The 25,991-nt window shown below is 53.6% G+C and carries 22 protein-coding genes; 8 read left to right on the top strand and 14 right to left on the bottom strand.

Annotated features, from left to right (window positions below):
* Positions 1-78: 78 nt before the first annotated feature.
* From ydgT to blr, 3 genes are all read right to left on the bottom strand, one after another.
* Positions 79-294 carry a transcription modulator YdgT gene (ydgT, locus tag ACMGGS_RS18150; RefSeq protein ID WP_414163795.1) on the bottom strand — a complete coding sequence of 72 codons (216 nt, stop codon included), beginning with the start codon at positions 292-294 and terminating at the stop codon, positions 79-81.
* Positions 295-561: 267 nt separating this feature from the next.
* Entirely contained in the window at positions 562-1,962 is a 1,401-nt protein-coding gene (locus ACMGGS_RS18145) for a GH1 family beta-glucosidase (RefSeq protein WP_414163793.1), read from the bottom strand.
* Between the two features lie 113 nt (positions 1,963-2,075).
* On the bottom strand, positions 2,076-2,213 hold the full coding sequence (gene blr, locus ACMGGS_RS18140) for a division septum protein Blr (RefSeq protein WP_414163791.1): 138 nt from the start codon (positions 2,211-2,213) through the stop codon (positions 2,076-2,078).
* A gap of 215 nt (positions 2,214-2,428) precedes the next feature.
* On the opposite strand from blr, the gene ACMGGS_RS18135 reads away from it, so the two are divergent.
* Entirely contained in the window at positions 2,429-3,472 is a 1,044-nt protein-coding gene (locus ACMGGS_RS18135) for an oxidoreductase (RefSeq protein ID WP_414163790.1), read from the top strand.
* 38 nt (positions 3,473-3,510) lie between these two features.
* On the opposite strand, the gene add is transcribed toward ACMGGS_RS18135, so the two are convergent.
* From add to malX, 3 genes are all read right to left on the bottom strand, one after another.
* Positions 3,511-4,512, bottom strand: a complete 1,002-nt coding sequence (gene add, locus ACMGGS_RS18130; protein ID WP_414163789.1) for an adenosine deaminase — start codon at positions 4,510-4,512, stop codon at positions 3,511-3,513.
* A gap of 98 nt (positions 4,513-4,610) precedes the next feature.
* On the bottom strand, positions 4,611-5,783 hold the full coding sequence (locus ACMGGS_RS18125; protein WP_414163788.1) for a MalY/PatB family protein: 1,173 nt from the start codon (positions 5,781-5,783) through the stop codon (positions 4,611-4,613).
* 67 nt (positions 5,784-5,850) lie between these two features.
* Positions 5,851-7,443, bottom strand: coding sequence for a maltose/glucose-specific PTS transporter subunit IIBC (malX, locus tag ACMGGS_RS18120; protein WP_414163787.1), 1,593 nt, complete (start codon positions 7,441-7,443; stop codon positions 5,851-5,853).
* Between the two features lie 165 nt (positions 7,444-7,608).
* Here malX and ACMGGS_RS18115 point away from each other — a divergent pair, with 165 nt between their 5' ends.
* Positions 7,609-8,637, top strand: a complete 1,029-nt coding sequence (locus ACMGGS_RS18115; protein ID WP_414163786.1) for a Mal regulon transcriptional regulator MalI — start codon at positions 7,609-7,611, stop codon at positions 8,635-8,637.
* A 24-nt stretch (positions 8,638-8,661) separates the two neighbouring features.
* On the opposite strand, the gene ACMGGS_RS18110 is transcribed toward ACMGGS_RS18115, so the two are convergent.
* Positions 8,662-10,278 carry a YdgA family protein gene (locus ACMGGS_RS18110; RefSeq protein WP_414163785.1) on the bottom strand — a complete coding sequence of 539 codons (1,617 nt, stop codon included), beginning with the start codon at positions 10,276-10,278 and terminating at the stop codon, positions 8,662-8,664.
* 101 nt (positions 10,279-10,379) lie between these two features.
* Entirely contained in the window at positions 10,380-11,558 is a 1,179-nt protein-coding gene (gene manA, locus ACMGGS_RS18105; RefSeq protein WP_176920819.1) for a mannose-6-phosphate isomerase, read from the bottom strand.
* A gap of 198 nt (positions 11,559-11,756) precedes the next feature.
* Between manA and fumA the strand changes: the two genes are divergently transcribed.
* Positions 11,757-13,403: a class I fumarate hydratase FumA gene (gene fumA / locus ACMGGS_RS18100; protein WP_414163784.1), complete on the top strand. Its 1,647-nt coding sequence runs from the start codon at positions 11,757-11,759 to the stop codon at positions 13,401-13,403.
* A gap of 163 nt (positions 13,404-13,566) precedes the next feature.
* On the top strand, positions 13,567-14,970 hold the full coding sequence (gene fumC / locus ACMGGS_RS18095) for a class II fumarate hydratase (RefSeq protein WP_414163783.1): 1,404 nt from the start codon (positions 13,567-13,569) through the stop codon (positions 14,968-14,970).
* On the opposite strand, the gene tus is transcribed toward fumC, so the two are convergent.
* From tus to rstA, 3 genes are all read right to left on the bottom strand, one after another.
* Entirely contained in the window at positions 14,960-15,892 is a 933-nt protein-coding gene (tus, locus tag ACMGGS_RS18090; protein WP_414163782.1) for a DNA replication terminus site-binding protein, read from the bottom strand. The genes fumC and tus overlap by 11 nt on opposite strands.
* A 74-nt stretch (positions 15,893-15,966) precedes the next feature.
* The gene (gene rstB, locus ACMGGS_RS18085; protein ID WP_414163781.1) at positions 15,967-17,268 is read right to left on the bottom strand and encodes a two-component system sensor histidine kinase RstB; all 1,302 of its coding nucleotides are present in this window, start codon (positions 17,266-17,268) and stop codon (positions 15,967-15,969) included.
* Positions 17,269-17,296: 28 nt separating this feature from the next.
* Complete coding sequence (gene rstA, locus ACMGGS_RS18080) at positions 17,297-18,013, bottom strand: two-component system response regulator RstA (protein ID WP_414163780.1); 717 nt, start codon at positions 18,011-18,013, stop codon at positions 17,297-17,299.
* A gap of 126 nt (positions 18,014-18,139) precedes the next feature.
* Here rstA and ACMGGS_RS18075 point away from each other — a divergent pair, with 126 nt between their 5' ends.
* Positions 18,140-18,475, top strand: coding sequence for a GlpM family protein (locus ACMGGS_RS18075; protein ID WP_414163779.1), 336 nt, complete (start codon positions 18,140-18,142; stop codon positions 18,473-18,475).
* A gap of 89 nt (positions 18,476-18,564) precedes the next feature.
* Here ACMGGS_RS18075 and ACMGGS_RS18070 read toward each other — a convergent pair whose 3' ends face one another.
* Positions 18,565-19,947, bottom strand: coding sequence for an amino acid permease (locus ACMGGS_RS18070; RefSeq protein ID WP_414163778.1), 1,383 nt, complete (start codon positions 19,945-19,947; stop codon positions 18,565-18,567).
* A 218-nt stretch (positions 19,948-20,165) separates the two neighbouring features.
* Positions 20,166-21,110, bottom strand: a complete 945-nt coding sequence (gene ydgH / locus ACMGGS_RS18065; protein ID WP_414163777.1) for a DUF1471 family protein YdgH — start codon at positions 21,108-21,110, stop codon at positions 20,166-20,168.
* Positions 21,111-21,626: 516 nt separating this feature from the next.
* Between ydgH and pntA the strand changes: the two genes are divergently transcribed.
* The 3 genes from pntA to ACMGGS_RS18050 all read left to right on the top strand — a co-directional run bounded on the left by pntA (position 21,627) and on the right by ACMGGS_RS18050 (position 24,929).
* On the top strand, positions 21,627-23,156 hold the full coding sequence (pntA, locus tag ACMGGS_RS18060; RefSeq protein ID WP_414163776.1) for a Re/Si-specific NAD(P)(+) transhydrogenase subunit alpha: 1,530 nt from the start codon (positions 21,627-21,629) through the stop codon (positions 23,154-23,156).
* 10 nt (positions 23,157-23,166) lie between these two features.
* The gene (gene pntB, locus ACMGGS_RS18055; RefSeq protein WP_414163775.1) at positions 23,167-24,555 is read left to right on the top strand and encodes a Re/Si-specific NAD(P)(+) transhydrogenase subunit beta; all 1,389 of its coding nucleotides are present in this window, start codon (positions 23,167-23,169) and stop codon (positions 24,553-24,555) included.
* Between the two features lie 113 nt (positions 24,556-24,668).
* Entirely contained in the window at positions 24,669-24,929 is a 261-nt protein-coding gene (locus ACMGGS_RS18050; protein ID WP_414163774.1) for a DUF2534 family protein, read from the top strand.
* Between the two features lie 30 nt (positions 24,930-24,959).
* Here the strand turns inward: ACMGGS_RS18050 and uspE are convergent, their stop codons facing one another.
* A complete protein-coding gene (gene uspE / locus ACMGGS_RS18045) occupies positions 24,960-25,910 on the bottom strand; it encodes a universal stress protein UspE (protein WP_176920807.1) in 951 nt (316 codons plus the stop codon).
* Positions 25,911-25,991: the final 81 nt, after the last annotated feature.

The raw sequence follows: 25,991 nt of genomic DNA, 5'->3' as shown, positions 1-25,991 counted from the left end.
ACTCCAGAAATTAGCGCCAGAAAAGAGGTCAACGACCGGGGGGAAGTATAAAACAACTGGCGCTATTATTTACAGACTTTATTGCACGTATCGCCAGACGGTCTTCGGAACCTGACCGACATCGAACAATTTACCGCCTGACACCAGCTCAGCACGACGGTGGTCGGCAGCCCTGTACATATTGATGATCTCGGCCTCGTCGGTCAGGTTATAGTTAAGATGGTCAAACAGTTTTTCCAGGCTTTCAAGCGAGCTGATTTTACGAAACTTTAATAAATAGTCCTGAACGGTCATATTATGTGGGTCCATTTTATAATGAGAATAATTATATGAATTTAGACTTATCACATCAGGATATGCATCATTGGCCGCGCTTTTACCCGAACTCCATTTATCAGACATTCCCGAAAGCAACGCTTCCCATGACTGAATACCGCATATATTATTCAAACCATACAAGGTAAAAGCAAGGACACGAGAAATTTCTGGTTTACTTAAAAGGGATGTAAAAGCATATCCATCAGATATAGCAGGCGCCGAAAGGCACCTGCGGAGAGAAGATTAACGCTGTTCGCCGTGGCTGGCAATCACGTTCTGATACCAGTAGTAACTCTTTTTGCGTTTGCGTGCTAAATCCTGGCTATGATCGACATAAACAAAGCCGTACTGCTTTTTAAAACCGTTTAGCCAGCTCAACAGATCGATAAAAGACCACGGATAATAACCGCGAACATCGGCACCAGCCTTGATGGCCTTTTCCAGCGCGTCGACATGCATGCGCAAATAGTCAATACGCGGGTCATCGACCACTTCACCTTCGATAACAGCATCTTTCGCGCCCAAACCATTTTCGGTAATGTAAATCGGAATATCGCCATAGCGCGCTTTTATCATCATAATGCCGTCGGTTAATCCCTGCGGCCAGATCTCCCAGTCCCAGTCGGTATAAACCCCTTCTGGATTGCGAACGAATTTAAACAACCCCTTAAAGCCGAACTCGCCGCCGCTCTGGCGTTCACCGCTGTGATTAGCCTGCGTACACGTTTCGTGCGGATTTGCCGCCACGGTTTCACGCCGGTAATAATTGAGACCAATAAAATCGCAGCGGTTATCACGCAGTAGCGCCATATCTTCAGGCGCGCATTGTGGAACGCCCCATAGTTGCCGGGCTTGCTGGAGCAGTTCGTCGGGATAAGCGCCTTTAAGGATCGGATCGTAAAACCAGTGCGTATGAATGGCATCGGCCAATTCGGTGGCGGAAATGTCTTCCCGGCTCTGCGTTAACGGGGTATGCGGCTGAAGGACGTTAACAAAGCCGATTTCACCGTTAATGCCGCTTTCGCGAAACGCGCGGACCGCCATGGCATGAGCAATAAAAACGTGGTGACAGGCCTGAATCGCGCGGGCGGGATCGTTAACGGAAGGAGGATGGCTACCGGTGATGTAGCCATGGCCGATAAACACAATCGTTTCATTGAACGTGGCCCATAGTTTAACTCTGTCACCAAAGCGGTCGTAACACAGACGCGCATATTCAACAAAGGCTTCCGCCGTCGCGCGGGACTCCCAGCCGCCCTCATCCTGTAAGGCCTGAGGAAGATCCCAATGGTAAAGCGTCAGCATAGGCTCGATATTATGCGCCAGCAGTTCATCGATCAGATCGCTGTAGAATTTCACCCCGGCTTCATTCACCTCGCCACGTCCGTTGGGCAGCAGGCGCGGCCAGGATACGGAAAAACGGTAGCTTTGTAGCCCCAGCTCCGCCATCAACGCCACATCCTCGCGGAAACGATGGTAGTGATCGACGGCGACGTCGCCGTTGGTATCCTGATAAGTTGTGCCGGGTTGATGTGAAAAAATGTCCCAGATAGACGGGCCTTTGCCATCTTTATCATGTGCGCCTTCAACCTGGTACGCCGCCGTCGCCGCGCCCCACAGAAAATTGTCCGGAAAAGCAGCCATGCTCATCTCCTGTATGCTAAAAACACACAGTGTAAGAAGAGCGGTTGACGGTGTGCAACCGGTTTCAGAAACCGGTTACGGCATTGCGAGCGGGATCACTTTCCAGGGCACTATTACTTATGCTGCACCGGGGTATCCGTCTGGGGTGGTTCGTAGCTGTCGATATGATTCGCAGCGATGAGTAAAAGGACCGTCAGGCCCACGATAGCCCAGCCAGCCATTTGAAGGATGCGTGAAAAAGGAGACGACATGATCGTTATAAACCTAATTAAAAATGTCGGTAAATGCTACCTGGCACGTTTGAAGACAGCAAGTCAGTGACTCAATTTAATTTATGTCGCATACATTGCGAGGTTATTTGTCGGTAACTCAGATGAAAACTCAAGCGTTACGTGATGTTATTAATGTGTTGTGACGACGGAAAAGATAGGGTGAAATAGGGGCTGGTAAAAAAGAGGGCTATAAGATGAGTGACAGTTTACGCGTTGGATTAATTGGTTACGGTTATGCCAGTAAAACATTTCATGCACCGCTCATTGACGGCACTCCGGGACTGGAACTGGCGGTCATCTCCAGTAGTGATGAAAGTAAGGTTAAAGCCGACTGGCCGGGAGTAAAGGTTGTTTCCGAGCCGAAGCACCTGTTTAATGACCCCTCTATTGATCTGATTGTGATCCCCACGCCGAATGACACCCATTTCCCGCTGGCAAAAGCAGCGCTGGAAGCAGGAAAACATGTAGTGGTGGATAAGCCTTTCACCGTGACGTTGTCACAAGCACGTGAACTGGATACGCTGGCTAAAAGTCTGGGACGGCTGCTGTCGGTGTTTCATAACCGTCGCTGGGACAGTGATTTCCTCACCGTTAAAGCGCTGCTCGCAGAAGGCACGCTGGGAGAGGTGGCGTGGTTTGAATCCCATTTTGATCGTTATCGTCCGCAGGTGCGCAATCGCTGGCGTGAACAGGGTGGTCCTGGCAGCGGCATCTGGTATGACTTAGGACCGCATCTGTTGGATCAGGCTGTCAATTTATTTGGCCTGCCGGTCAGCATGACCGTCGATTTAGCGCAGCTTCGTCCGGGTGCCCAGTCCACCGACTATTTTCACGCCATCCTCAGCTACCCGCAGCGGCGCGTGGTTCTGCACGGTACGCTGCTGGCCGCCGCTGAGACCGCGCGTTATATCATTCACGGGTCGCGCGGCAGCTACATCAAGTATGGTCTCGATCCACAGGAAGAGCGGCTGAAAAACGGGGAACGTCTGCCGCAGGAAGACTGGGGCTATGATATGCGTGACGGCGTACTGACGCAGGCAACAGGAGAAGATCGGGTAGAAGCCGCGCCGCTGCTGACCAGCCCCGGTAACTATCCGGCTTATTATGCGGCTATCCGTGATGCGCTGAACGGTCACGGTGAGAATCCGGTTCCCGCCAGCCAGGCCATTCAGATTATGGAACTGATTGAACGTGGGATCGAATCCTCGAAACAACGTGCCACGGTGAATCTGGCGTAACCGTTTCCCGCTCATCACGTCGATGAGCGGGATATTCATCAGCGTTGTGCGACGCGCTGAATCAATGCTGCTTTTTCCTGCGGCGTCAGAAAGGCAATCTCCAGTCCGTTAATTTGCGCCTGACGGATTTGCTGCTGGCTCAGGCCGGCGGCAGGGGCTGCCACCGTATACTCATGAATGATATCCACGCCTTGCACCGCCGGATCGTCGGTATTAAGCGTTGCCAGCACGCCCTGTTCGAGGAACGTTTTCAGGGGATGGTGAGCGAGGCTTGCCACGGTACTGGTCTGAATGTTAGAGGTCAGGCAGGACTCAATGCCGATCCGCTGCTCACGTAAAAATTCCATGAGTGCCGGATCTTCAACCGCTTTAACACCGTGACCAATACGCTCAGCGCCCAGTTCGCGAATCGCCTGCCAGATACTTTCCGGTCCAGCCGCTTCCCCGGCGTGGACGGTGATATGCCAGCCGGCATCGCGTGCGCGATTAAAATGACTCAGGAACAACGACCCCGGAAAACCCAGTTCGTCGCCCGCCAGGTCCAGTGCCGTAATACCGTCGCGGTGCGTCAGCAATGCCTCAAGCTCCTGCTGACACGCCGCTTCGCCAAAGGTGCGGCTCATAATGCCAATCAGGCGGGCTTCCACGCCAAAATCACGGCTGCCTTCACGAACGCCCGCAATTACGGCTTCAACGACACCCTCTATCGGCAGGTTATGCTCCATCGCCATGTAGCCAGGGGAGAAGCGTAACTCGACATAGTGCAGACCGTTGCGGGCCGCATCTTCCATATTTTCATACGCCACACGGCGGCAGGCTTCCAGCGAGGCAAGGACTTTCACCCCCCAGTCGAGTTTTGCCAGAAAACTGACCAGATCTGGCTCATTACGGGTAACCTGCACATGCGGAATAAGCGCACTAAGCGTATCGGCGGGAAGCGTGAGATTGTACTGGCGACCGAGGTCAAGAATTGTTTGGGCGCGAATGTTGCCATCCAGATGGCGGTGAATATCGGTCAATGGGAGGGTTGTATCAATCATGATCGCACTCTTTTTTTAAGTAAAGTGCGATCCATTATAAAAACAAATGCGGGGAAAAAGCTATTTTGCGCAACAGATTTCTCTCTTGCGCAAAAACATTAACGTAATGAGTGGATCCCGGCAATCAGACGCTCAACCCCTTGTTCCAGCTTGCTACGTGGGCAGCCCGCGTTGAGACGAATAAAACCGTTGCCCTCCGCACCATAGGTATACCCGGGCATGATGGCGACTTTTTGCTGCTCGATCAGCGTTTTTTGTAGCGCGTGCTGATCCACGTCAAGCGGACTCAGGTCGATCCAGGCAAGGTAGGTTGAGTGCGGCGGCTGCCAGTTAAGCTCGGGAAATGCACCGTTAAGCGCATCGCTAATATAGCGCAAATTTCCCTGTAAATAGTCGTGTAAGGCATCCAGCCACGGCGCGCCCTGCTGATAGGCGGCGATGTGAGCCACCAGTGCAGGAACCGACGGGGAAGAGAGCGCATCGCGATTTTTTAGCGCGTTGAGATAGGCCTCACGCGACGGATTATCACCGATAAGCCCATAAGCCCCGGTCAGCGCCGGAATATTAAAGCTTTTTGAAGCGGACGTTAACAGCGCCCAGCGGCTGCGCGCCACCTCGCACCACGGAATATGCCGATGCGCTCCCCAAATCATATCCATGTGGATTTCATCGCTGATCACCGCCACGTTGTGTTTCTCACACAGCCGCGCCATGGTGGTCAGTTCTTCGCGCGTCCAGACTTTTCCGCTGGGGTTCTGCGGACTGCACAACAACATAATGGTATTCTGCGGTTGTGCCAGCGCCTGCTCAAGCTGGGCGAAATCACATTGCCAGTCGTTATGCTCTTTACGCAGCGGAACCGCCACCACGTGTCGCTGATTACTCTCAATGGTCTTGTAGAACGCATCATAGGCGGGAGTGTGTACCACCACGCCGTCGCCGGGGGCGGACCACTGGCGGATCATCCCGGCAACCATATAAATCACGGAGGGGCCGTACACCAGCTGCTGCGTATCGATCTGGCTGTTAAACCGGGTAGCGTACCAGTGTGCGACAGCCGCTACAAAATCGTCGTTTTTCCAGCGGCTGTACCCCAGCACGCCATGGTCGAGCCGAGTGCGCAGCGCGTCAAGAATGCAGGGCGCGGTGGCAAAATCCATATCGGAAATGGTAAAAGGCAGCAGATCGGCTGCGCCGAAGCGGTCGGCGACGTAGTCCCATTGCGTACACCAGGTGCCGTGTCTGTCCACCGGGGTTGAAAAGTCAAACATGTCAGCGTCCTTATCGTTAAACCGAAGGCTGATTTTCCCCCTCCGAAGCAAAGGGGGAAAGTGTATTTTAGGCCTGAACCGTATTCATGAGCGTCGCCATCTCGTCTTTGACCGACTGCACCTGAGGCCCAATCACGACCTGAAGATTATGCTGGTTAAGCTGCACCACCCCAATAGCACGCAGGTTTTTTAACGCCGCGCTGTCAACTTTACTCATATCCTGCACCGACAGACGCAGGCGGGTAATACAGTTATCCAGTGAGATGATGTTTTCTGCGCCGCCCAGCGCGGCCAGGATGGCAGGGACGTTGTACCCGGATTTACCCGTGACGCCAGCGACGGCTTTTTCCAGCGGGCTGGTGGTATCCACTTCACGTCCAGGCGTTTTGATATTAAAGCGCACAATCGCAAAGCGGAAGATGGCGTAATAGGCCACAAACCAGATCACCGCAACCACCGGCACCATATACCAGCGGGTAGCCAGCCCGTGCAGCATACCAAAGACCACGAAGTCGATGATATTACCGTCGGTATTACCAATGGTCACGCCGAGCACCGCCATGATGGTGAAGCCCAGTCCGGTGAGCAGGGCATGGATCACATACAGCACCGGCGCTACGAACAGGAACAGGAATTCAAGCGGTTCAGTCGTGCCGCCAACTACGCAGGCGACCACGCCGGAGATGAGCAGCCCTTTAACTTTAGGCCGATTTTCCGGGCGCGCGCAGTGATACATCGCCAGCGCCGCCCCCGGCAGACCGCCGAGGAAAGAGGGCATTTTGCCCTGCGACAGGAAGCGAGTGGCGCTCTCGGCAAACCCGTGGGTTTCGCTGCAACCTAACTGCGCCTGAAAGATGGTCAACGCACCACTCACGCTGTGACCGCAGACATCCAGGGTGCCGCCTGCTTCGGTAAAGCGGATCAGCGCCACCAGAATATGATGTAACCCAAAAGGCAGCAGCAGACGTTCGCCAGTACCAAAAATCATCGGACCGAAATCGCCCGCGCTATTGATAGCGTAACCCAGCGCATTGATGCCCATGGCGAATACTGGCCAGATAAGCGGGATCGCCAGGCCGACGAGGCCCAGCACTACCGAGGTAATAATCGGCACAAAACGTGTGCCGCCAAAGAAGGCCAGCGCATCCGGCAGGCGGATGGTGTGAAAACGTTCGTGCAATATCCAGACGATGATCCCGGCAATCACTGCCCCGAGGATCCCGGTATCAATCGACTGAATGCCCAAGATCATCTGGATGTTATTTGCTTTTAAAATAGCGGCATCCGTCGTCGGTAAAATGCCTTTTGCGGTTAGCCAGAAGTTAACGGCAAGGTTCATCACCGCATAGCCGACAAACCCGGAAAAAGCCGCCACGCCTTTATTATCACGCGCCAGCCCCAACGGGATGGCAATACAGAACATCACCGGTAGAAAGCTAAAAGCAAATGAGCCAACTTTGCTCATCCAGCCAAAAATAGCCTGTAGAAAAGGGTTATCCAACCATGGCAGAAGGGTGGTGACATCATGACTGCTCAAAGAACTGCCAATTCCCATCATGATCCCACAGAAAGAAAGTAGCGCCACGGGTAACATAAAGGTTTTGCCGAGCTGCTGGAAAAACTCCCACAGCGTGATTTTTGCGGGTGCTTTTGAATTCATCGATGACTCCTTGTCAATGTCATAATCAAAACGTAGCGGCAAGATAAAACGATTTATCAAATTTTAGTGAGATTTCTATCACACTATGAGACTAACATAGTGTCCTGATAACAGAATGATGGATAAAACGTTTTACCTGTCAGTTGAAGAAAAATGGACAATCCGATGACAATCGCAAAAAAAATTACGATCAGCGATGTTGCGCAGGTGGCGGGCGTTTCCGTTAGTACGGTCTCGTTGGTCCTGAGCGGGAAAGGGCGAATATCGTCTGCGACCGGTGAACGCGTCAATCAGGCGATTGAGCATCTGGGCTTCGTGCGCAACCGGCAGGCTGCTTCGCTCAGAGGCGGGCACAGCGGGGTGATAGGGCTGATTGTCAGCGATATTTGTGCGCCATTTTATGCCGAACTGACCGCCGGGATCACTGCAAGGCTTGAGTCGCAAGGGCGAATGGTCTTCCTGACGCAGAGCGGCGACGACGGTGAATGGATGCTGCAACGTCTGGAGATGCTTATTTCTCAGGGGGTGGATGGGGTCATTATTGCCGGTCCGCTGGCGCGTGGAGCCGAACTGCGCCAGGCCGCAGACGAGGCGGGTATTCCGCTGGTGTTTGCCTCCCGAGCCAGTCATCTGGATGAAGTGGATCTCATCCGCCCGGATAATATGCAGGCCGCGCAAATCATCACGGAACAATTAATTCAGCGCGGTCATCAGCGTATTGCCTGGCTTGGCGGACAAAGCGCCTCGCTAACTCGCGCCGAACGCGTCGGCGGCTACTGCGCGACGTTACTCAAGTTTGGTTTACCGTTCCACAGCGAGTGGGTGGTGGAGTGTGAAAGCAGCCAAAAACAGGCGGCAGAGGCGGTAGGAGTATTGCTGCGGCAAAATCCGACCATTAGTGCCATTTTGTGCTACAACAGCGTCGTGGCGATGGGAGCATGGTTTGGTTTGCTCCGCGCCGGGAAACAGAGTGATGAGAGCGGCATCGAACGTTATTTTGAGCAGCAGGTGGCGCTGGCGGCTTTTGCTGATGTACCTGAGAGTGCGCTGGACGATATCCCGATCAGTTGGGTGATCACCCCGGCAAGAGAGATGGGCGAGAGCCTCGCCGATCGCATTCTGCAACGTATCGCCAATGGGACGACCACGCTGCGCAATCAGATTATGTCGCCAAGACTGGCAGGCAAAAACTAGCCCCTCCGTAGAGGGGCTAAAACGTTACTGTTGTGGTGCGGGTGCTGCAGGTGGCACCGGCGTCACGGGGGCTGCCGGATCGGCAGGCGTGGCGGGGATCGCCGGAACCGCCGGGGTCGCAGGCTCGGCAGGTGTTGCCGGGTTAACCGACTGCGGTGCCGGAATACCCAGATCCGGCATTCCGAACATGCCAACAAAATCGGTCAGCGGCATTTTCTGTCCGTTTAGCGTCACCTGACCGTTGCTGTATTGCAGGCGGGTGGTGATGTTGTTGTCTTCCATGGTGGTGATGCGGAACATCTGGCCCATTGCCGCCAGGCCTTTCACCTGTTGATTAGCAAGCTTCGCCGCTTCCTCACTCTGATACCCTTCCAGACGGGCAATCTGCGTCATAAACTCGGTCGCCATATCGGTTGGGATCACCAGTTTGGTATCCAGCGACTTCACGCTGCGATCCACTTCCTGCTCCAGCGTCTGAGCAGGCTCGGTGGCCTGACCCGGATCTTTGAGGAATAATGAAAGGTTGAACGTGGTCTCACCCTTGCTGTTTTTCCAGCTCAGCGGGGCGATGGTAATTACCGGCTCGCCCTTGAGCAAAAGCGGTAGCGCGCCGAAGAACGCTTCGGTCATTTTCTGCTGATAAAGCTGCGGGTTCTGGACCACTTCAGGCTGCGCCATCAGCGCATGGGATTGTGCATTGTACTGCTGGCTAAACTGATGCCATGCCTGACCGTCGATCTGACCGATTTTCACCGTCAGCTTGCCGTTACCCATATCCTGGTTCTGGAGCTTCAGGCTGTCGAGGGTGTAATCAATCTGGGAGTCAATGGTTTTACCATCTTTGCCCAGTTCGGATTTCCCGACGATATTCATGCCATCAAGCACCGCCAGCTCTTTGCCCTCGACCGAAATAGCGAGTTTTTCGACGCTCAGTTTCTGATTACCAATACGCTCATCAAACGAGGTGAGCTTACTTTCGCCTTCAGTTTTCAGCTTATTGAAGGTCATCCGCACACGCTGATTATATTCATTCACTGCATCAACCATACCGCTTTCAGCATCGCCGGTAAGGGAGAAAACGTTGCCTTCACGATCGGCATCCAGCTGGAAATCTCCGCCGCTGAAAGCCACTTTCTCACCGTCTTTTTCATAGTTCAGCGATTTCAGGCTGATATCTGAATGGCTGTCGCCGGAATAACCAATCCGGGTATTAGCCACGAAAGGCGTTTCGCCTTTAGCGATATCATAAATGGGTTTAGTGGCTTCGTTATTAGCAAGTGTCGTTTTGACTGACGCCATAGACGGGATAAGGTTGAATTTTTTCAACTGGGCCAGCGGGAAAGGGCCATGATCAACGCGTTCATTAAATACCACGCTTTGACCGCTTTTCAGCCACGGACTCGTCGCCCCATTAACAGGCTTAATCACCAGATCCAGATGGCTGGTGAAAAGGCCGCGCTGATAGTTAGCGTAACTCAGCTCCACATTCGCTTCCGGCGCGGTGCGTTTGAGCTGTTCATTGGCCTGTTGGACGACCGTCGCAATACGATTTTCGAACTGCTTTCCGGTGTACCAGGCACCCGCCGTCCAGACGACGCCCAGCGCAACGATAATTCCGGCAGCAACCACAGTTTTTTTCATAGCGTTTATCCCTAAAAATAAAAACGGGCGGAACATCCCGCCCGATAAGCATGCAAGGCTACCTTTAAGCGTAGCAAGTCTTCTCAAAAAAGTTCAGCAACTTACTTGAGCTTGTTGTAAACACGCGCCAGTCGCCCCGTTCCGCTGACGGCGACGGTTGATTCAGCATTGCTGATAAAAGCCGACTCGCCAGGCTTGAGCACCAGTTGCTGCTCGTCTTTACGCAACACCGCTTCGCCTTCAACGCAAAACAGGATCGCGGCGCTGTGCTGAGTAATGAGGTTTTCCTGGTTCGACAGATCGTGCAGCGAGAAGGCGAAGTCATCGACCGGAATAGGGAAATCGAGCTGCTGTCCATTTTTCACCGGCTGGGTGAGCAGTTCCGCTGCGGGTTTAGCCACGAATTTAACGTTGGCGACCAGTTCAGGAATATCGATATATTTTGGCGTCAGGCCCGCGCGCAGAACGTTATCCGAGTTTGCCATGACTTCCAGTGCCACACCCTGCAAGTAAGCATGCGGTGTCTCAGCAAACAGGAACATGGCCTCACCAGGATTGAGCTTCACCACATTCAGCAGTAGCGGTGAGAAAAGGCCGCTGTCATCCGGGTAAAACTCAGAAATCAGGCGAATGGTCTGCCACGGCTCGCCTTCCTGAGTATCGATTGCCGATTTGAGGATAGCCAGCGCCCGGCTTTTTTCTTCGCCTTCCAGCGCCAGCAGGCTGGCGAAAAGCTGTTTGAGACGATCTTCATCTGGCTGCTGCAAAAAATGTGCGATAGCGGTATGTGCGCCCGCAACGGGTTGCAGCAGGGAGACAATTTCTGAAAACTCGCGGAATGCATTCATCGCCAGGAATGGCGTAAGGGCGAAGACCAGTTCGGGTTTATGGTTGGGATCTTTGTAATTACGTTCGGCAGCATCCAGCGGGATCCCGGCGGCATTCTCCCGGGCAAAGCCCTCTTCTGAGGCTTTTTTATTGGGATGTACCTGAATTGAAAGCGGCTGCGCGGCGCAAAGCACTTTAAACAAGAACGGCAGTTCACCAAAGCGGGCAGCCACGCTTTCGCCGAGAAGTGATGCTTTATCGGCATCAATGATCTCGCGCAGCGAACGTTCGTTTCCGCTGGCGTCCTGCACTTTTGAGCTGCTCTTCGGATGTGCACCCATCCACAGCTCTGCCATCGGCAGGTTTTGCGGATTGGCAATACCGTAGAGATCCGTTAACGCAGAATGACTTCCCCAGGCGTAGTTTTGCACTGAGTTAATGAGTTTTTGCATTATCAAGCCCTGTATTTAATGGAATTAATCCTGTTATTAAACCAATAAACCGGGCAGAAGTAACCCTCGCGTCTAAAAAGTCGTATTACTCTCAGTTTTTGTTAAAAACTTGTGTAGGATAAGCGGACTCGCTTTGAACAGGGCAAATGGAATATCTGCCTCTACAAATAACCAGATTGAGTCATCAGTGAGAGCAAAATGTCGAACAAACCCTTCCGTTATCAGGATCCTTTCCCACTGGCAAAGGACGAAACCGAATACTATCTCCTCAGTAGTGACCACGTGTCTGTTGAACACTTCGCCGGGCAAGAAATACTCAAAGTCGATCCGCAGGCGTTAACGCTTCTGGCGCAGCACGCCTTTCACGACGCCTCATTTATGCTGCGCCCGGCCCATCAGCAGCAGGTCGCCGATATTCTGAGCGATGCGGATGCCAGCGAAAACGACAAATACGTTGCACTGCAATTCCTGCGCAACTCTGAAATCGCCGCCAAAGGTATTCTGCCGACCTGTCAGGACACCGGCACGGCCATTATTATGGGTAAAAAAGGGCAGCGCGTGTGGACCGGTGGCGGCGATGAGGCGGCGCTGGCTCGCGGGGTGTATAACACCTACATCGAAGATAACCTGCGTTATTCGCAAAACGCGGCGCTGGATATGTATACCGAGGTCAACACCGGCACCAACCTGCCAGCGCAAATTGACCTCTACAGCGTCGACGGCGATGAGTACAAATTTCTCTGTATCGCCAAAGGCGGCGGCTCGGCGAATAAAACCTATCTCTATCAGGAGACCAAAGCGCTGCTGTCGCCGGGCAAACTGAAAAATTATCTGGTCGACAAAATGCGTACTCTCGGCACCGCCGCCTGTCCGCCATACCATATTGCCTTTGTGATTGGCGGCACCTCAGCCGAAGCGACGCTAAAAACGGTCAAGCTGGCGTCAACCAAATACTACGACGGGCTGCCGCACGAGGGGAATGAATGGGGGCAGGCGTTCCGCGATGTGCAACTGGAGCAGGAGTTGCTGGTAGAAGCACAAAATCTCGGCCTCGGCGCGCAATTTGGCGGTAAATATTTTGCCCATGATATTCGGGTGATCCGCCTGCCGCGTCACGGAGCATCATGTCCGGTGGGAATGGGCGTTTCCTGCTCTGCGGACCGTAATATTAAAGCGAAAATTAACCGCCATGGTATCTGGCTTGAGCGGCTGGAAAATAACCCGGCGCGCTATATTCCCGAAGCGCTGCGTCAGGCCGGCGAAGGTGAGGTGGTCCACGTCGATCTCAATCGCCCGATGAGCGATATTCTCGGTCAACTCTCGCAATACCCGGTTTCTACCCGCCTGTCGCTCACGGGGACGATTATTGTCGCTCGCGATATTGCGCATGCGAAGCTGAAAGAGCGTCTGGATCGCGGTGAGGGCTTGCCGCAGTACGTCAAAGATCACCCGATTTATTACGCTGGCCCGGCGAAAACGCCGGAGGGTTATGCGTCAGGCTCACTTGGCCCGACCACCGCCGGACGGATGGACTCTTATGTCGATCAGCTTCAGGCTAACGGTGGCAGCATGATTATGCTGGCGAAGGGCAACCGCAGCCAGCAGGTGACGGATGCCTGTCATCAGCACGGCGGGTTTTATCTCGGCAGCATCGGCGGCCCGGCAGCGGTTCTCGCGCAAAGCAGCATTAAGCATCTCGAGTGCGTCGAATATCCGGAGCTGGGAATGGAAGCCATCTGGAAAATTGAAGTTGAAAACTTTCCGGCATTTATTCTGGTTGATGATAAAGGTAACGACTTTTTCCAGCAGATTAACAGCGGGCAGTGCGCGCGCTGCGTGAAATAGCGTTAACCATAACGATCCCGGCAGCCGCGCTGCCGGGAAACGACTTTCGCGCTTCCTCTTAAGCGCACGAAGCATTAAGTGAGTTGCCCAAAATAGCTGATACTTCATCTCGGTTGCAGATGAGCAATGTCGACACTTCCATCATTTATTCAAGGAGCCAGTCATGACAACGCATCGCAGTGAGAAAGATTCGATGGGGGCTATTGAGGTCCCGGCAGACAAACTGTGGGGTGCCCAGACCCAGCGATCGCTGGAGCATTTTCGCATTTCCAGCGAAAAAATGCCGGTCTCGCTGATCCGTGCGCTGGCGCTGACCAAACGCGCCGCCGCGAAAGTGAATCAGGATTTGGGGCTGCTGCCCGCTGAAAAAGCCTCCGCCATTATTGATGCCGCCGATGAAGTCCTTGCCGGAAAGCATCCGCAGGAGTTCCCGCTGGCTATCTGGCAGACCGGTTCCGGCACCCAGAGCAACATGAATATGAATGAGGTGCTGGCGAACCGCGCCAGCGAGTTGCTGGGTGGCGTGAGAGGCATGGAGCGTAAAGTCCATCCTAATGACGACGTTAACAAGAGCCAAAGCTCTAACGATGTTTTCCCGACCGCCATGCACGTGGCGGCCATTATTGCGATCCAGGAAGACCTGATCCCGCAGCTTAATGTCCTGAAGAGCACCCTCGCGGAGAAATCAGCGGCCTTCCGCGATATCGTCAAAATTGGCCGCACCCATTTGCAGGACGCGACGCCGCTCACCCTCGGTCAGGAAATTTCCGGCTGGGTGGCAATGCTTGAGCATAATCTTCGCCATCTTGAACATAGTCTGCCGCACCTGAGCGAACTGGCGTTAGGTGGTACCGCCGTGGGTACTGGTCTGAATACCCATCCGGAATATGCACAGCGCGTGGCGCAGGAGCTGGCGTCACTTACCGGCCAGGCGTTTGTCACCGCGCCGAATAAATTTGAGGCGCTGGCGACCTGCGATGCGCTGGTGCATTCGCATGGCGCGCTGAAGGGGCTGGCGGCGTCAATGATGAAAATTGCCAACGATGTGCGCTGGCTGGCATCCGGCCCACGCTGTGGAATTGGCGAGCTGTCCATTCCGGAAAACGAACCGGGTTCATCCATCATGCCGGGCAAGGTTAATCCGACGCAGTGCGAAGCGATGACCATGCTGTGTTGTCAGGTAATTGGCAATGATGTGGCGATCAACCTCGGGGGTGCTTCGGGCAACTTTGAACTCAACGTCTACCGTCCGATGGTGATCCATAACTTCATGCAATCGGTGCGCCTGCTGGCAGACGGTATTGAGAGTTTTAACGAGCACTGTGCTAGCGGTATTGAGCCAAATCGCGAGCGCATCTCGCAATTGCTTAACGACTCGCTGATGCTCGTCACCGCCCTGAACACGCACATCGGCTACGACAAAGCGGCGGAAATTGCCAAGAAGGCGCACAAAGAAGGGCTGACGCTGAAAGAATCAGCCCTTAAGCTCGGCTATCTGACTGAGGAGGAGTTTGAGCGCTGGGTGCGTCCGCAAGACATGGTAGGCAGTATGCCAGCTACTCGTTAGCCACATACAGGTGCAGTCGGGGAATGATCGGCGTTAACGACTGCGCCTCTGGCTTGTAACGGTGCTGTACATTTTCGGCGTCGTAATCCAGTAGCTCACCAATATCCGGCACGCTGACGCCACCCGTGCCGGAGATCAGCGCAATAATAGGGCTGGGGCAGGCATACTGAACCTGTTTTTGCTGTCCGGGATACCACACGCGGGCAATGGGCTGCACTTTTACCGGCCGCTTGATTTTCAGTTTCGCCCGTTCTGGCAGGGCAGCGACATCCTGATGCTCCCGCTCAAGCCGGGCCTGCCATTGTTCACGGGTCCAGGGGGCCACCACGCGCGGCGATTTCAGGCTTTTCTCCAGCTGTTCCAGCACCTCATTACGGGTCAGATTTTTAATAATGTGCTTATTGGCCCAGCCAAAGCGCAGCGTGCCCGGATCGTTAAGCAGCGTGACCGTGCGATAAGCGTTGAGGGTGATAAGCCCTGGCAGGTAGCGATGCACCCATTCAAAACGTGCGGTGGTCGGTAAACCTGATTCCACGGTAACGATATTTTCAAAGGTCGTTTTAAGCGCATTAATATGGCTAACGCGAGTCTGCAACGCCTCCTGCTGGGTGGGCGATACCTGAAAACAAAGCACACCGGGGAGACGTACTGCCGCTTTACTGCTGCGAACTTCAGACTGCTGCTGGATGAACAGGTGGCTAAAATGGCCGAGCGCCTGGGCGAATGCCGCTTTACCCACGTGCTGAATCACCCGGATACGATTGAGCGGCGAATGCTCATCCTGCTTTTTGATCTCCGGCAGTTCAAAGACGCGCGCAGCCAACAGCCGACAGTTTTCAAGATCCTGGCGCAGTTCAGCCAGTTCATGCTCCAGCTCACGAAAGGTAGAGGTTAACCGCTCAACAACATCATAACTGGCCATGAACACTCCGCATTAGTTACAACATACTTTCAATGTATTCACTTTATGCAAACTCAGGCTCTGGTGCAACTTTTTCAGGCAGTGATCGGCAGGGCGATGTTATGCCATAACGGCCAGCTAAACCGAAAACGTGCGCCTCCGGCTGGACTGGCCTCGCAGGTTACATCCCCAGCCATCGCCTGAGCGATAGAGGAGACGATGGCCAGACCAAGGCCACAGCCGCCGGTCGCCCGGTCACGACTGGGATCGAGGCGAACAAAAGGCTCAAAGACGCGCTGGCGTTCGTGCTCTGCAATGCCGCAGCCGTCATCGTCAACCATCAGGCAGGCGCGGTTGCCAGTTAGCGCCAGGCTGACCACAATTTGCTGCTCGCTGTAGCGCAGCGCGTTATTCAGCAGATTATCTAACACTCGTTCTATCAGGCGCATATCCACGGCACCGTAGTCGCCGGGGACAATGTTGCCGGCAATAATCTGCCGCTGCGGATTAACGGATTGCACATCATCAACATGTGCGGCGATCCAGGCAGGTAAATCCGGTGTCGTCAGGGTGAGGGCTGTTTGCGGGCGATCGAGACGGGCGTAAGTTAACAGTTCCTCAATCAGCGCCTCAAGCTGTTCAATATCGCGATTTAGCGCCTGCGACTCGTCGGGCGCGAGACCCTCGCTCATCTCAAGCCGATAGCGCAGGCGGACCAGCGGCGTGCGCAATTCGTGAGCGATGCCGTCAATAAGTTGTTTTTTGCTGGCAATCAACGCGTTGATATTATCCGCCATCTGGTTAAACGCCACCCCGAGCCGCTCGAAGCTGGACATACTGTCAAAGTGAATGCGCTCGGCCAGATGTCCTTCGCCAAAACGTTGGGCCGCCGATTCCAGTCGCAGCATATCCTGCCAGTGCGGGCGCATCCAGATGAACACCGGGAAAGCCAGCGAGATACCGATAAATGCCATCAGCGCCACGTCGAGAAGCCGCATCTGGTGCATAAAGTAGAGATAGGGCACCGGCCCGACGGCGAGCACGTAGTGGCTACGCGGAATGCGCTGGACAAACGTGTACTGATCGTCCAGCGCCACAATATCCCCGGCGCGCAGGTGCTGCATATCCCTCTCATCAAGGTTAAATTTGGTGAGTGGTTCAATGCGTAAATCAAACGATAAGTTCAGATCCAGCCGCTTGAGGGTTTTATTCCACGCGTGCGGCGGTATTTCACGCAGTTCGCTGCGCATTAAATAGAGCGAGCTTTTCATCAGATCGTCCAGCGACTGACGCCCGGCACGCTCGGCGGTAAATTTATAGACCAGCCCTACCAGCATCGTCATCACCAGAAAGCAGACGAATAGCAGGAGGTAAAACTGCACAAACAGTTTCTTCATGGCGGCATTCTATCCCGTCAGCGAATCATTAATTATCCCAGGCGTGAGGGGCAAATAAGTAGCCTTTATTACGCACGGTCTTAATTCGATAAGGTTCGGTGGCATTGTCCTGCAATTTTTTCCGCAGGCGAGAGATAGCCACGTCAACGCTGCGATCCATGCCGTCATAGCTGACGCCGCGCAGGTTTTTCAGCAGCGCATCGCGATCCATAATCTGTCCGGCATGGGTAGCCAGTTCCCACAGGAGATCGAAATCGGCGGTGGAGAGGGCGATGTTATCGCTGCCTAAGAGTACCTGGCGATTGACCGGGTCGATCGCCAGTGAACCAAAACGAATGGCCTTATGCGGCGTCAATGCGGCGATGACCGGATCAGAAGAGGGGGTCATATGCTGACGAAGATGCAAACGCAGCCGGGCCAGTAATACGGCAGGTGGCGTGGTTTTAAGGATGTAGTCATTCGCGCCAAGCTCAAGGGAGAGAATATGATTCATATCGCTGTCGAGCGAGGTTAGCAGGACAATCGGCCCCTGCCACTGGTTACGCAGATCGCGGCAGATAGTCATTCCGTCCTTGCCTGGCAGCATGATATCCAGCAGCACAAGATCGGGGGTTTCCCGCAGCACGGTCTCTTCCGCGCGATCGCCGCGTGGCTCTATGACGACAGCAAAATCATGCTTCCCAAGCCAGGCGGCAATAAGCGCGCCAACCTCAGGATCGTCTTCGACGAAAACTATCTTATTCATATAATTGATACGGTACAAAAAAAGCCAACATACACCGCCTGAGCAAAAGCTTCCATTAATCGTTCATAAACAGAGTCACTTCCGTTATGCTGCGGTAATTGTTATTTATCTGTTAAAGGCAAAGGAATGGGGCTTCTGATCAAAGCGGCGCTGGGGGCGTTGGTGGTGGTGCTGATTAGCGTACTGTCCAAAACGAAGAATTATTATATCGCCGGGCTAATCCCTTTATTTCCGACTTTTGCCTTAATCGCCCACTATATTGTCGCCAGTGAGCGGGGTATTGAAGCGTTGCGAACCACTATCGTGTTTGGAATGTGGTCGATTATTCCCTACTTTATTTATCTGCTGTCGCTGTGGTATTTCACCGGCTTTATGCGCCTTCCGCTGGCGCTGAGCGCTGCCGTTATCTGCTGGAGCCTGAGTGCCTGGCTGCTCATTCTGTGCTGGAGTCGATTCCACTAGCCCTGCGGCCTTTCTTTGCCGCCGCCGAAACTGCGTCCGGTAACATAACCACATTATTGACCAAAAGGATCGGCGTTAGGGCGCACTTTTTACCCCACCAGTATCCAGGTTGCAGGAACCGCCGCAACCAGTAAGAACACGATTAATGCCTGTTCCCCGGCTCTTAATTTGCTGTCATGCTGATGTGTACGCCGGGCGTAGATAAAGACCAGCAGACCCGGTGCGTACAAGATCACTGACAGCAATAAATGCAGGGGACCTGAGGCATATAATAACCATAAACCATAAATACAGGCTCCAATACCCACCGCGCGATGAAGTGGACGGGCAGCCACTTTGACCAGAAACGCACCGACCAGGAAGTAGGGAACCAGAATCATTTCTGAGGCGATATTCAAGAGCGTGTTGTAATCGGAGTGCGTCAGCCAGATCAGCAGCAGACAAACCTGCACGCTGATGTTGGTCAGCCACAGCGACGCCGCCGGGGCGTTATTTTTATTCTGCCTGGCAAAAATACGCGGGAAGGTTTTATAGGTCGCCGCCACCAGCGGGACTTCGGCCGCCATGATGGTCCAGCTAAGATAAGCGCCGCAGACTGAAATAATTAACCCGGTGGCAATGATCACTTCGCCCCACGACCCCATCATATTGACCATCAGCCCGGCCATGGAAGGATTGCGCATTTCCGCCAGTTCAGGGCGGGCCACCACGCCAAGAGACAGCATCGTGACCAGCAAATAGACACCCAGCGCGGCGAGAACGGCCAGCAATGTTGCGCGTCCAACGTCGCGCTTATTCTGTGCTCTTGCGGAAACCACTACCGCGCCTTCAACCCCAATAAACACCCACAGCGTGATCAGCATTGTGCCTTTGACCTGCTCCCACACCGGCATCGCTAAATCTACGCCGCTAAAATCCAGGGTAAAGGTATCAAGGCTAAAGGCTAACCCCGCGAGCACGATGAATAATCCCAGCGGCAGCAATTTAGCGAGCGTGGCCACAAGATTTATTCCGGCAGCGGTCTGCACACCGCGCAGGACCAGGGCATGTACGACCCATAGTAGTACTGATGAACCTGCAATCGCCTGCCAGGTATTACCATCGCCAAATAAACGCAGCTCAGGCGTATCGGTAAAGAAACTGAGGGCGGAAAACACGATCACCAGATATGAGACGTTAGCGATCACCGCACACAGCCAGTAACCCCAGGCGGAACAGAAGCCGATCAGCTCGCCAAAGCCTTCGCGTGCGTAAGTGAATATGCCGCCATCGAGGTCGGGCCGCAGGCGCGTCAGCAATAACATCGCAAAGGCCAGCAGCAGGATCCCCACACCAGTGATGGCCCAGCCGATGATCAATGCCAGCGGGCTGGCGACCTGTGCCATATTTTGCGGCAGGCTAAACACGCCCGCTCCCAACATGGAGCTTAAAACAAGTGCGGTTAAGGCACTCAGACCAAGTTTCTTTTCCATTGATATCCTGTGGCATAAATAGGGCAAGAGCGAATATTTATCTTACAAAACCGCATAAAGATGGTAGATCGCTCTGAGGCGCGGGATTGTACGAAGTGTGTTACTGAGATGCAATATTGGAAAGAAGGAATAGTGAGGATATTGTCAAAAAAAGAAGAGGGTAAGAGGACGGGTCTGAAAGCCGGGCCTGTTCCAGGCCCGGCGTGATACAGTCAGAATTATTTGAACAGATCGGCGCTGATGGTCACGTTGCCACCGCGTTCCTGCCACTGACGAGTAATGTGGTAGTATTTCGCGCCTTTTTTAGCCGCGCGTTTTGCCACCTGGTAGGATACCTCGGTCATGTTGCCATAGTTGCCGGTAAACTTAACGCTATCGAAAGGTACCATCTGCGCCGCGGTAATTTTATTCACCTCTTCGACTTTTGTGCCGTCCGGTAACGTGACAGTGTAACGCCCGCCTTTTGATGACTGGGTTTCGAAGAAACGGCCAATTTCCGCGCTGGGGGCCGCGCTGGTGGCTACGCCCGGGATCTCAACCCTTTTGGCTTCCTCGCCGCCTTTTGCCAGGGCGGCACGTCCGGCGTCGGAATCCGCAGGGATAGCATCCGGGCTTTGCAGAACGCGTTTCTTCGCATCGGCTTTATAGATGAAGGCGGTAATACGCTGGTTGCCACCCTGGTTCGCATCGACCTGACGAACGATGTAGAACGAGGCTGCGCCTTTTTGTTTCGCCGCTTTGGTAATGGCGTCGTTCACTTCAGGCTGACTGCGGAAAAATCCCTGAATGGTGACGGTATCAAACGGCTCTAGTGCGACGGCCTGATCTTTTGGTAATTCCATCACGCCGTTAATAACGCGATTTTGCGGTTTGTCGGCCTGCGGCGCATTTTCTTTATAGACGTCGGCGACGACGCGCCAGTTACCACTGTTATTGGCATCTGACGTATCCTGAATGTAAAAAGACGCTGCGCCCATTTTATCTGCACGGCGGGAAACGGCGTTGACCGCATCGCCAATGGCATTAAAACGACCGGTGACGACCACACGGTCGTAGGGCTTCAGCGCTGCTGCTTGCTCCGGCGTTAATTCTGTGGCTGCCTGTGCCGACAGAGCGGTGGCAGACAGGAGTGCGGATGCCAGGAGTGTGTTCTTAAGCTTCATAAAAAAGAGTCCTTCGCCTTGCGCAAACCAGTGACTGGTATTGTTGTTGACTGAAATTGTGCTGATTATTGCATTTAAACGGCGCAATTGTCTGCGTGATTTTTCACCCCGTGGATTCGAAACGGCGCTCAGATGATAACTTTTCACGATATGTTGAAAAAACAGCCGCTTGAGCACCTAATCCGGCAATCGATATTACTTTAATAGGTTAACGTAATGTTAAATACATTTTTCGTGCTGGATATCATCATCTTTTCACCTGCTCGCGGCGCTCATTATCAGCTGTACTAATAATTTTGGCGGCGAAAATCACTCTGACGTCGCCAATCAGGATGTTTGCGCAATAAATTCGCAAATACTTTTTTCTTGCGGTGGATCACAGCCGTTATTTTCAGTAGGTTATAGAAAGTTTGTTACTGTTTTATTTTTCAGAGGTAATGCGGCTGCGCGAGTCGCGTTATGCAGTGCTTCTGGTGATACAACAACCATCTTCAAAAATCGATGGAAGGGAAAACTATGCGTATTGGGGTACCAAAAGAGCGGTGGGCCGGTGAAACGCGAGTTGCAGCAACGCCGAAAACGGTAGAACAGTTGCTGAAGCTTGGTTTCACCGTCGCTATTGAAAGCGGCGCGGGTAAGTTGGCGAGCTTTGATGACGAGGTGTTCACCCAGGTGGGCGCAGACGTGGTTGATGAAAACAGCGTCTGGCAATCGGATATCATTCTTAAAGTGAATGCGCCAGCGGACGCTGAGATCGCATTGCTCAATCCCGGCACCACGCTTATTAGCTTTATCTGGCCGGCACAGAATGCGGAACTGATGGAAAAACTGGCGGCGCGTAATGTGACCATCATGTCAATGGACGCTGTGCCGCGTATCTCACGTGCCCAGTCCCTTGACGCCCTCAGTTCGATGGCTAATATCGCAGGATACCGTGCCATTGTTGAAGCGGCCCATGAATTCGGCCGCTTCTTTACCGGGCAAATCACTGCCGCAGGCAAAGTGCCTCCGGCGAAAGTCATGGTGATCGGTGCCGGCGTGGCCGGTCTGGCGGCCATCGGTGCGGCAAATAGCCTGGGCGCGATTGTTCGGGCTTTTGATACCCGTCCGGAAGTGAAAGAACAGGTTCAGAGTATGGGGGCCGAGTTCCTCGAGCTGGATTTTAAAGAAGAAGCGGGCAGCGGTGATGGCTATGCAAAAGTCATGTCTGAAGCCTTCATCAAAGCGGAAATGGAACTGTTCGCGGCACAGGCAAAAGAAGTCGATATTATCGTCACCACCGCGTTAATTCCGGGTAAACCAGCACCCAAGCTTATCACCCGCGAGATGGTGGACTCGATGACGTCCGGCAGCGTGGTGGTCGATTTGGCCGCACAGAATGGCGGCAACTGTGAATATACCGTCGCCAACCAGGTTGTGACCACGCCAAACGGCGTGAAGATTATTGGCTACACCGATTTGCCGGGACGTCTGCCGACGCAGTCTTCTCAGCTTTACGGGACCAACCTTGTCAACCTGCTGAAACTGCTGTGCAAAGAGAAAGACGGCAACATTGTTGTTGATTTTGACGATGTGGTTGTCCGTGGCGTCACCGTGATCCGTGACGGCGAAGTTACCTGGCCCGCGCCGCCGATTCAGGTTTCCGCTCAGCCGCAGGCGGCACCTAAAGCCGCTCCGGCACCAAAAGAGCCGGAAAAACCCGTCTCTCCGTGGCGTAAATATGCCGTGATGGCGCTGGCTATTATCCTGTTTGGCTGGCTTGCCGATGTGGCACCGAAAGAGTTCCTCGGTCACTTCACCGTGTTCGCGCTCGCCTGCGTGGTGGGTTACTACGTGGTGTGGAACGTTTCCCACGCACTGCATACGCCACTGATGTCGGTAACAAACGCCATCTCGGGGATTATCGTGGTGGGGGCGCTATTACAAATTGGGCACGGCGGATGGGTAAGCTTCTTCAGCTTCATCGCCGTATTAATTGCCAGCATTAACATTTTCGGTGGCTTCACCGTGACTCAGCGTATGCTGAAAATGTTCCGGAAGAACTAAGGGGTAACACATGTCTGGAGGATTAGTTACAGCTGCATACATTGTTGCCGCGATCCTGTTTATTTTCAGCCTGGCAGGCTTATCAAAACATGAAACCTCGCGCCAGGGTAATACGTTCGGGATTGCCGGGATGGCGATTGCGCTGATTGCCACCATCTTCGGGCCGGATACCGGCAACGTAGTGTGGATTATCGTGGCAATGGTCATCGGCGGCGCGATTGGTATGCGTCTGGCGAAGCGTGTTGAAATGACCGAAATGCCGGAGCTGGTTGCCATTCTGCACAGCTTTGTTGGTCTGGCGGCGGTCCTGGTAGGCTTTAACAGCTACCTGTATCACGAACCTGGCATGGAGCCGATTCTGGTCAATATTCACCTGACTGAAGTGTTCCTCGGCATCTTCATCGGTGCAGTGACCTTTACCGGATCGATTGTGGCCTTTGGCAAACTGCGCGGCAAGATTTCCTCTAAGCCGCTGATGCTGCCAAACCGTCACAAACTGAACCTGGCTGCGCTGGTGGTCTCGTTCCTGCTACTGATTGTCTTCGTTCGTACCGACAGCGTAACGCTACAGGCGCTGGCGCTACTGGTAATGACTATCATCGCGCTGGCATTCGGCTGGCACCTGGTGGCATCCATCGGCGGTGCAGACATGCCGGTGGTGGTCTCTATGCTGAACTCCTATTCAGGATGGGCGGCGGCGGCGGCGGGCTTTATGCTTAGTAATGACCTACTGATCGTCACCGGTGCGCTGGTGGGGTCGTCGGGTGCGATTCTGTCTTACATTATGTGTAAGGCGATGAACCGGTCGTTTATCAGCGTCATTGCCGGCGGTTTTGGTACGGACGGCAGCTCCGATGGCAGCGATACAGAAGTCGGTGAACATCGTGAAATCAGCGCTGAAGAAACGGCTGAAATGCTGAAAAGTTCACAAACGGTCATCATCACCCCGGGCTATGGCATGGCGGTGGCGCAGGCGCAGTACCCGGTGGCAGAAATTACCGAGAAACTTCGCGCTCGCGGTATCAAAGTCCGTTTCGGCATCCACCCGGTTGCCGGGCGTCTGCCGGGGCATATGAACGTCCTGCTGGCGGAAGCCAAAGTACCGTATGACATCGTGCTGGAAATGGACGAAATCAACGATGATTTCTCCGATACCGACACGGTGCTGGTTATCGGTGCCAACGATACCGTGAATCCGGCTGCACAGGACGATCCGCGCAGCCCTATCGCCGGGATGCCAGTGCTGGAAGTCTGGAAAGCGCAGAATGTCATCGTATTCAAACGTTCCATGAATACAGGCTATGCAGGTGTGCAGAACCCGCTGTTCTTTAAAGACAATACCCAGATGCTGTTTGGCGATGCGAAAGCCAGCGTAGACGCGATTCTGAAATCGCTCTAACACGCCATTCAGGTATTCCGCTAAAACCGCTCTTCGGAGCGGTTTTTTTTGGCTCGCGCATGGTATTGTTAATGGTGGGTAGCGAAGATGTTTCTCTAAAAGGAATCCTGATCATGATAATGGCAAAGCTGAAAAGCCGAAACGGGAAGAAATTTATTGCGGGAGTCGTGCTGGTGTTTATCACTGCACTGGCGGTAGTGGGGCGGGCGACCATTGTCGGCGTGATCCAGCAATATAATATTCCACTGTCCAACTGGACGCCGTCCATGTTTGTGATTCAGTCGGCGATGATCTGCGTCTACAGCCTGGTATTTACCATTCTGCTGTCGATCCCGCTGGGAATTTACTTCCTCGGCGGTGACGAAAGCCAATAAAAAAGACCCGGCTTGCCGGGTCTTTTACGTTTAATCATCTTCGTCGTCATCCAGCTCCACCGGAGTCTGGTACTGGTCAGGTTTGATCACCAGCAGATCACAGCGCAGGTGATCGATAACCTGTTCAGCCGTGTTGCCCAGAAACGCGGCAGAAATACCGGTACGACCCACCGTACCGAGGACCACAATCCCGGCCTGCAAATGCTCAGCCAGATCGGGAATAACCTCTTCAGGCAAGCCTTTCTCTACGTGCGTCATGTTTTCGCTAATGCTGAACTTCTGGCGCAGCGCTTTCATCGCCAACAAATGTTGCCCACGGATCGCATCGTTGTACACGCTGGGGTCAAAGTCGGGAAGTTCGATGGCAATATTGATAGGCGTAACCGGGTAGGCCCCGCCGAGATGGACTTCGGTATGGTTGACGTGTTCTGCCAGGCTGATTGTCTCTCTGACCAGTTTTTCGTTGAGGGAATTGTGGTACTCCTCTTCACTGGCAAGATTAACCGCCACCAGCGCTTTACCGCCTTCCGGCCACGGCTGATCTTTAACCATCCATACCGGGCACGGGCATTTACGTAGCAGGTGCCAGTCGGTAGGGGTAAAAATTACCGATTCCAGCTTGTCGTGCTGGTGGGTCATTTTCAGCAGCAAATCGTGATCGCCGCTAATCACTTCCTGAATAATTGCTTCAAAAGGTCGGTTATGCCAGACCACTTTGATATCAATAGGGACACCGGATTCCAGGTAGAATTTTGCCTGCTCGCGGATCCAGGCGGTACGTTGACTAATTACGCCCTGACGCATTGCGGTGCGCTCATCCGGGGAGAGAAGGGTGGTCATTTCATACGAAAAATCATAGATCGGCAGGAAGGCTTTGATGCGGCCACCAATCCGTTGATGCAAATAAACGGCACGCCGTAATGCGGGTTGATCGTCCTGATTCGGGTCGATAGCGACCAGCATATTTTGATATTTTGCCATAGTGGGTCTCCTTACAACTGTCGCCACAGTCTGTAACTACAAGATAACTCATCTATGTAAAATGAAACAGGGGATCACCCT

It is taken from the genome of Superficieibacter sp. BNK-5, from assembly GCF_047456055.1.
Taxonomy (GTDB): domain Bacteria; phylum Pseudomonadota; class Gammaproteobacteria; order Enterobacterales; family Enterobacteriaceae; genus Superficieibacter.
This window is presented reverse-complemented; position numbering and strand designations above follow the sequence as displayed.

Coding starts and splice junctions, on each gene's coding strand:
- ACMGGS_RS18115 (WP_414163786.1), top strand. CDS start 7,609: ATGACAATCGCAAAAAAAATTACGATCAGCGATGTTGCGCAGGTGGCG.
- ACMGGS_RS18145 (WP_414163793.1), bottom strand. CDS start 1,962: ATGGCTGCTTTTCCGGACAATTTTCTGTGGGGCGCGGCGACGGCGGCG.
- ACMGGS_RS18135 (WP_414163790.1), top strand. CDS start 2,429: ATGAGTGACAGTTTACGCGTTGGATTAATTGGTTACGGTTATGCCAGT.
- ACMGGS_RS18070 (WP_414163778.1), bottom strand. CDS start 19,947: ATGGAAAAGAAACTTGGTCTGAGTGCCTTAACCGCACTTGTTTTAAGC.
- add (WP_414163789.1), bottom strand. CDS start 4,512: ATGATTGATACAACCCTCCCATTGACCGATATTCACCGCCATCTGGAT.
- rstA (WP_414163780.1), bottom strand. CDS start 18,013: ATGAATAAGATAGTTTTCGTCGAAGACGATCCTGAGGTTGGCGCGCTT.
- ACMGGS_RS18110 (WP_414163785.1), bottom strand. CDS start 10,278: ATGAAAAAAACTGTGGTTGCTGCCGGAATTATCGTTGCGCTGGGCGTC.
- uspE (WP_176920807.1), bottom strand. CDS start 25,910: ATGGCAAAATATCAAAATATGCTGGTCGCTATCGACCCGAATCAGGAC.
- ACMGGS_RS18125 (WP_414163788.1), bottom strand. CDS start 5,783: ATGTTTGACTTTTCAACCCCGGTGGACAGACACGGCACCTGGTGTACG.
- ACMGGS_RS18075 (WP_414163779.1), top strand. CDS start 18,140: ATGGGGCTTCTGATCAAAGCGGCGCTGGGGGCGTTGGTGGTGGTGCTG.
- fumA (WP_414163784.1), top strand. CDS start 11,757: ATGTCGAACAAACCCTTCCGTTATCAGGATCCTTTCCCACTGGCAAAG.
- ydgT (WP_414163795.1), bottom strand. CDS start 294: ATGACCGTTCAGGACTATTTATTAAAGTTTCGTAAAATCAGCTCGCTT.
- fumC (WP_414163783.1), top strand. CDS start 13,567: ATGACAACGCATCGCAGTGAGAAAGATTCGATGGGGGCTATTGAGGTC.
- blr (WP_414163791.1), bottom strand. CDS start 2,213: ATGTCGTCTCCTTTTTCACGCATCCTTCAAATGGCTGGCTGGGCTATC.
- tus (WP_414163782.1), bottom strand. CDS start 15,892: ATGGCCAGTTATGATGTTGTTGAGCGGTTAACCTCTACCTTTCGTGAG.
- ydgH (WP_414163777.1), bottom strand. CDS start 21,110: ATGAAGCTTAAGAACACACTCCTGGCATCCGCACTCCTGTCTGCCACC.
- pntA (WP_414163776.1), top strand. CDS start 21,627: ATGCGTATTGGGGTACCAAAAGAGCGGTGGGCCGGTGAAACGCGAGTT.
- malX (WP_414163787.1), bottom strand. CDS start 7,443: ATGAATTCAAAAGCACCCGCAAAAATCACGCTGTGGGAGTTTTTCCAG.
- rstB (WP_414163781.1), bottom strand. CDS start 17,268: ATGAAGAAACTGTTTGTGCAGTTTTACCTCCTGCTATTCGTCTGCTTT.
- manA (WP_176920819.1), bottom strand. CDS start 11,558: ATGCAAAAACTCATTAACTCAGTGCAAAACTACGCCTGGGGAAGTCAT.
- ACMGGS_RS18050 (WP_414163774.1), top strand. CDS start 24,669: ATGATAATGGCAAAGCTGAAAAGCCGAAACGGGAAGAAATTTATTGCG.
- pntB (WP_414163775.1), top strand. CDS start 23,167: ATGTCTGGAGGATTAGTTACAGCTGCATACATTGTTGCCGCGATCCTG.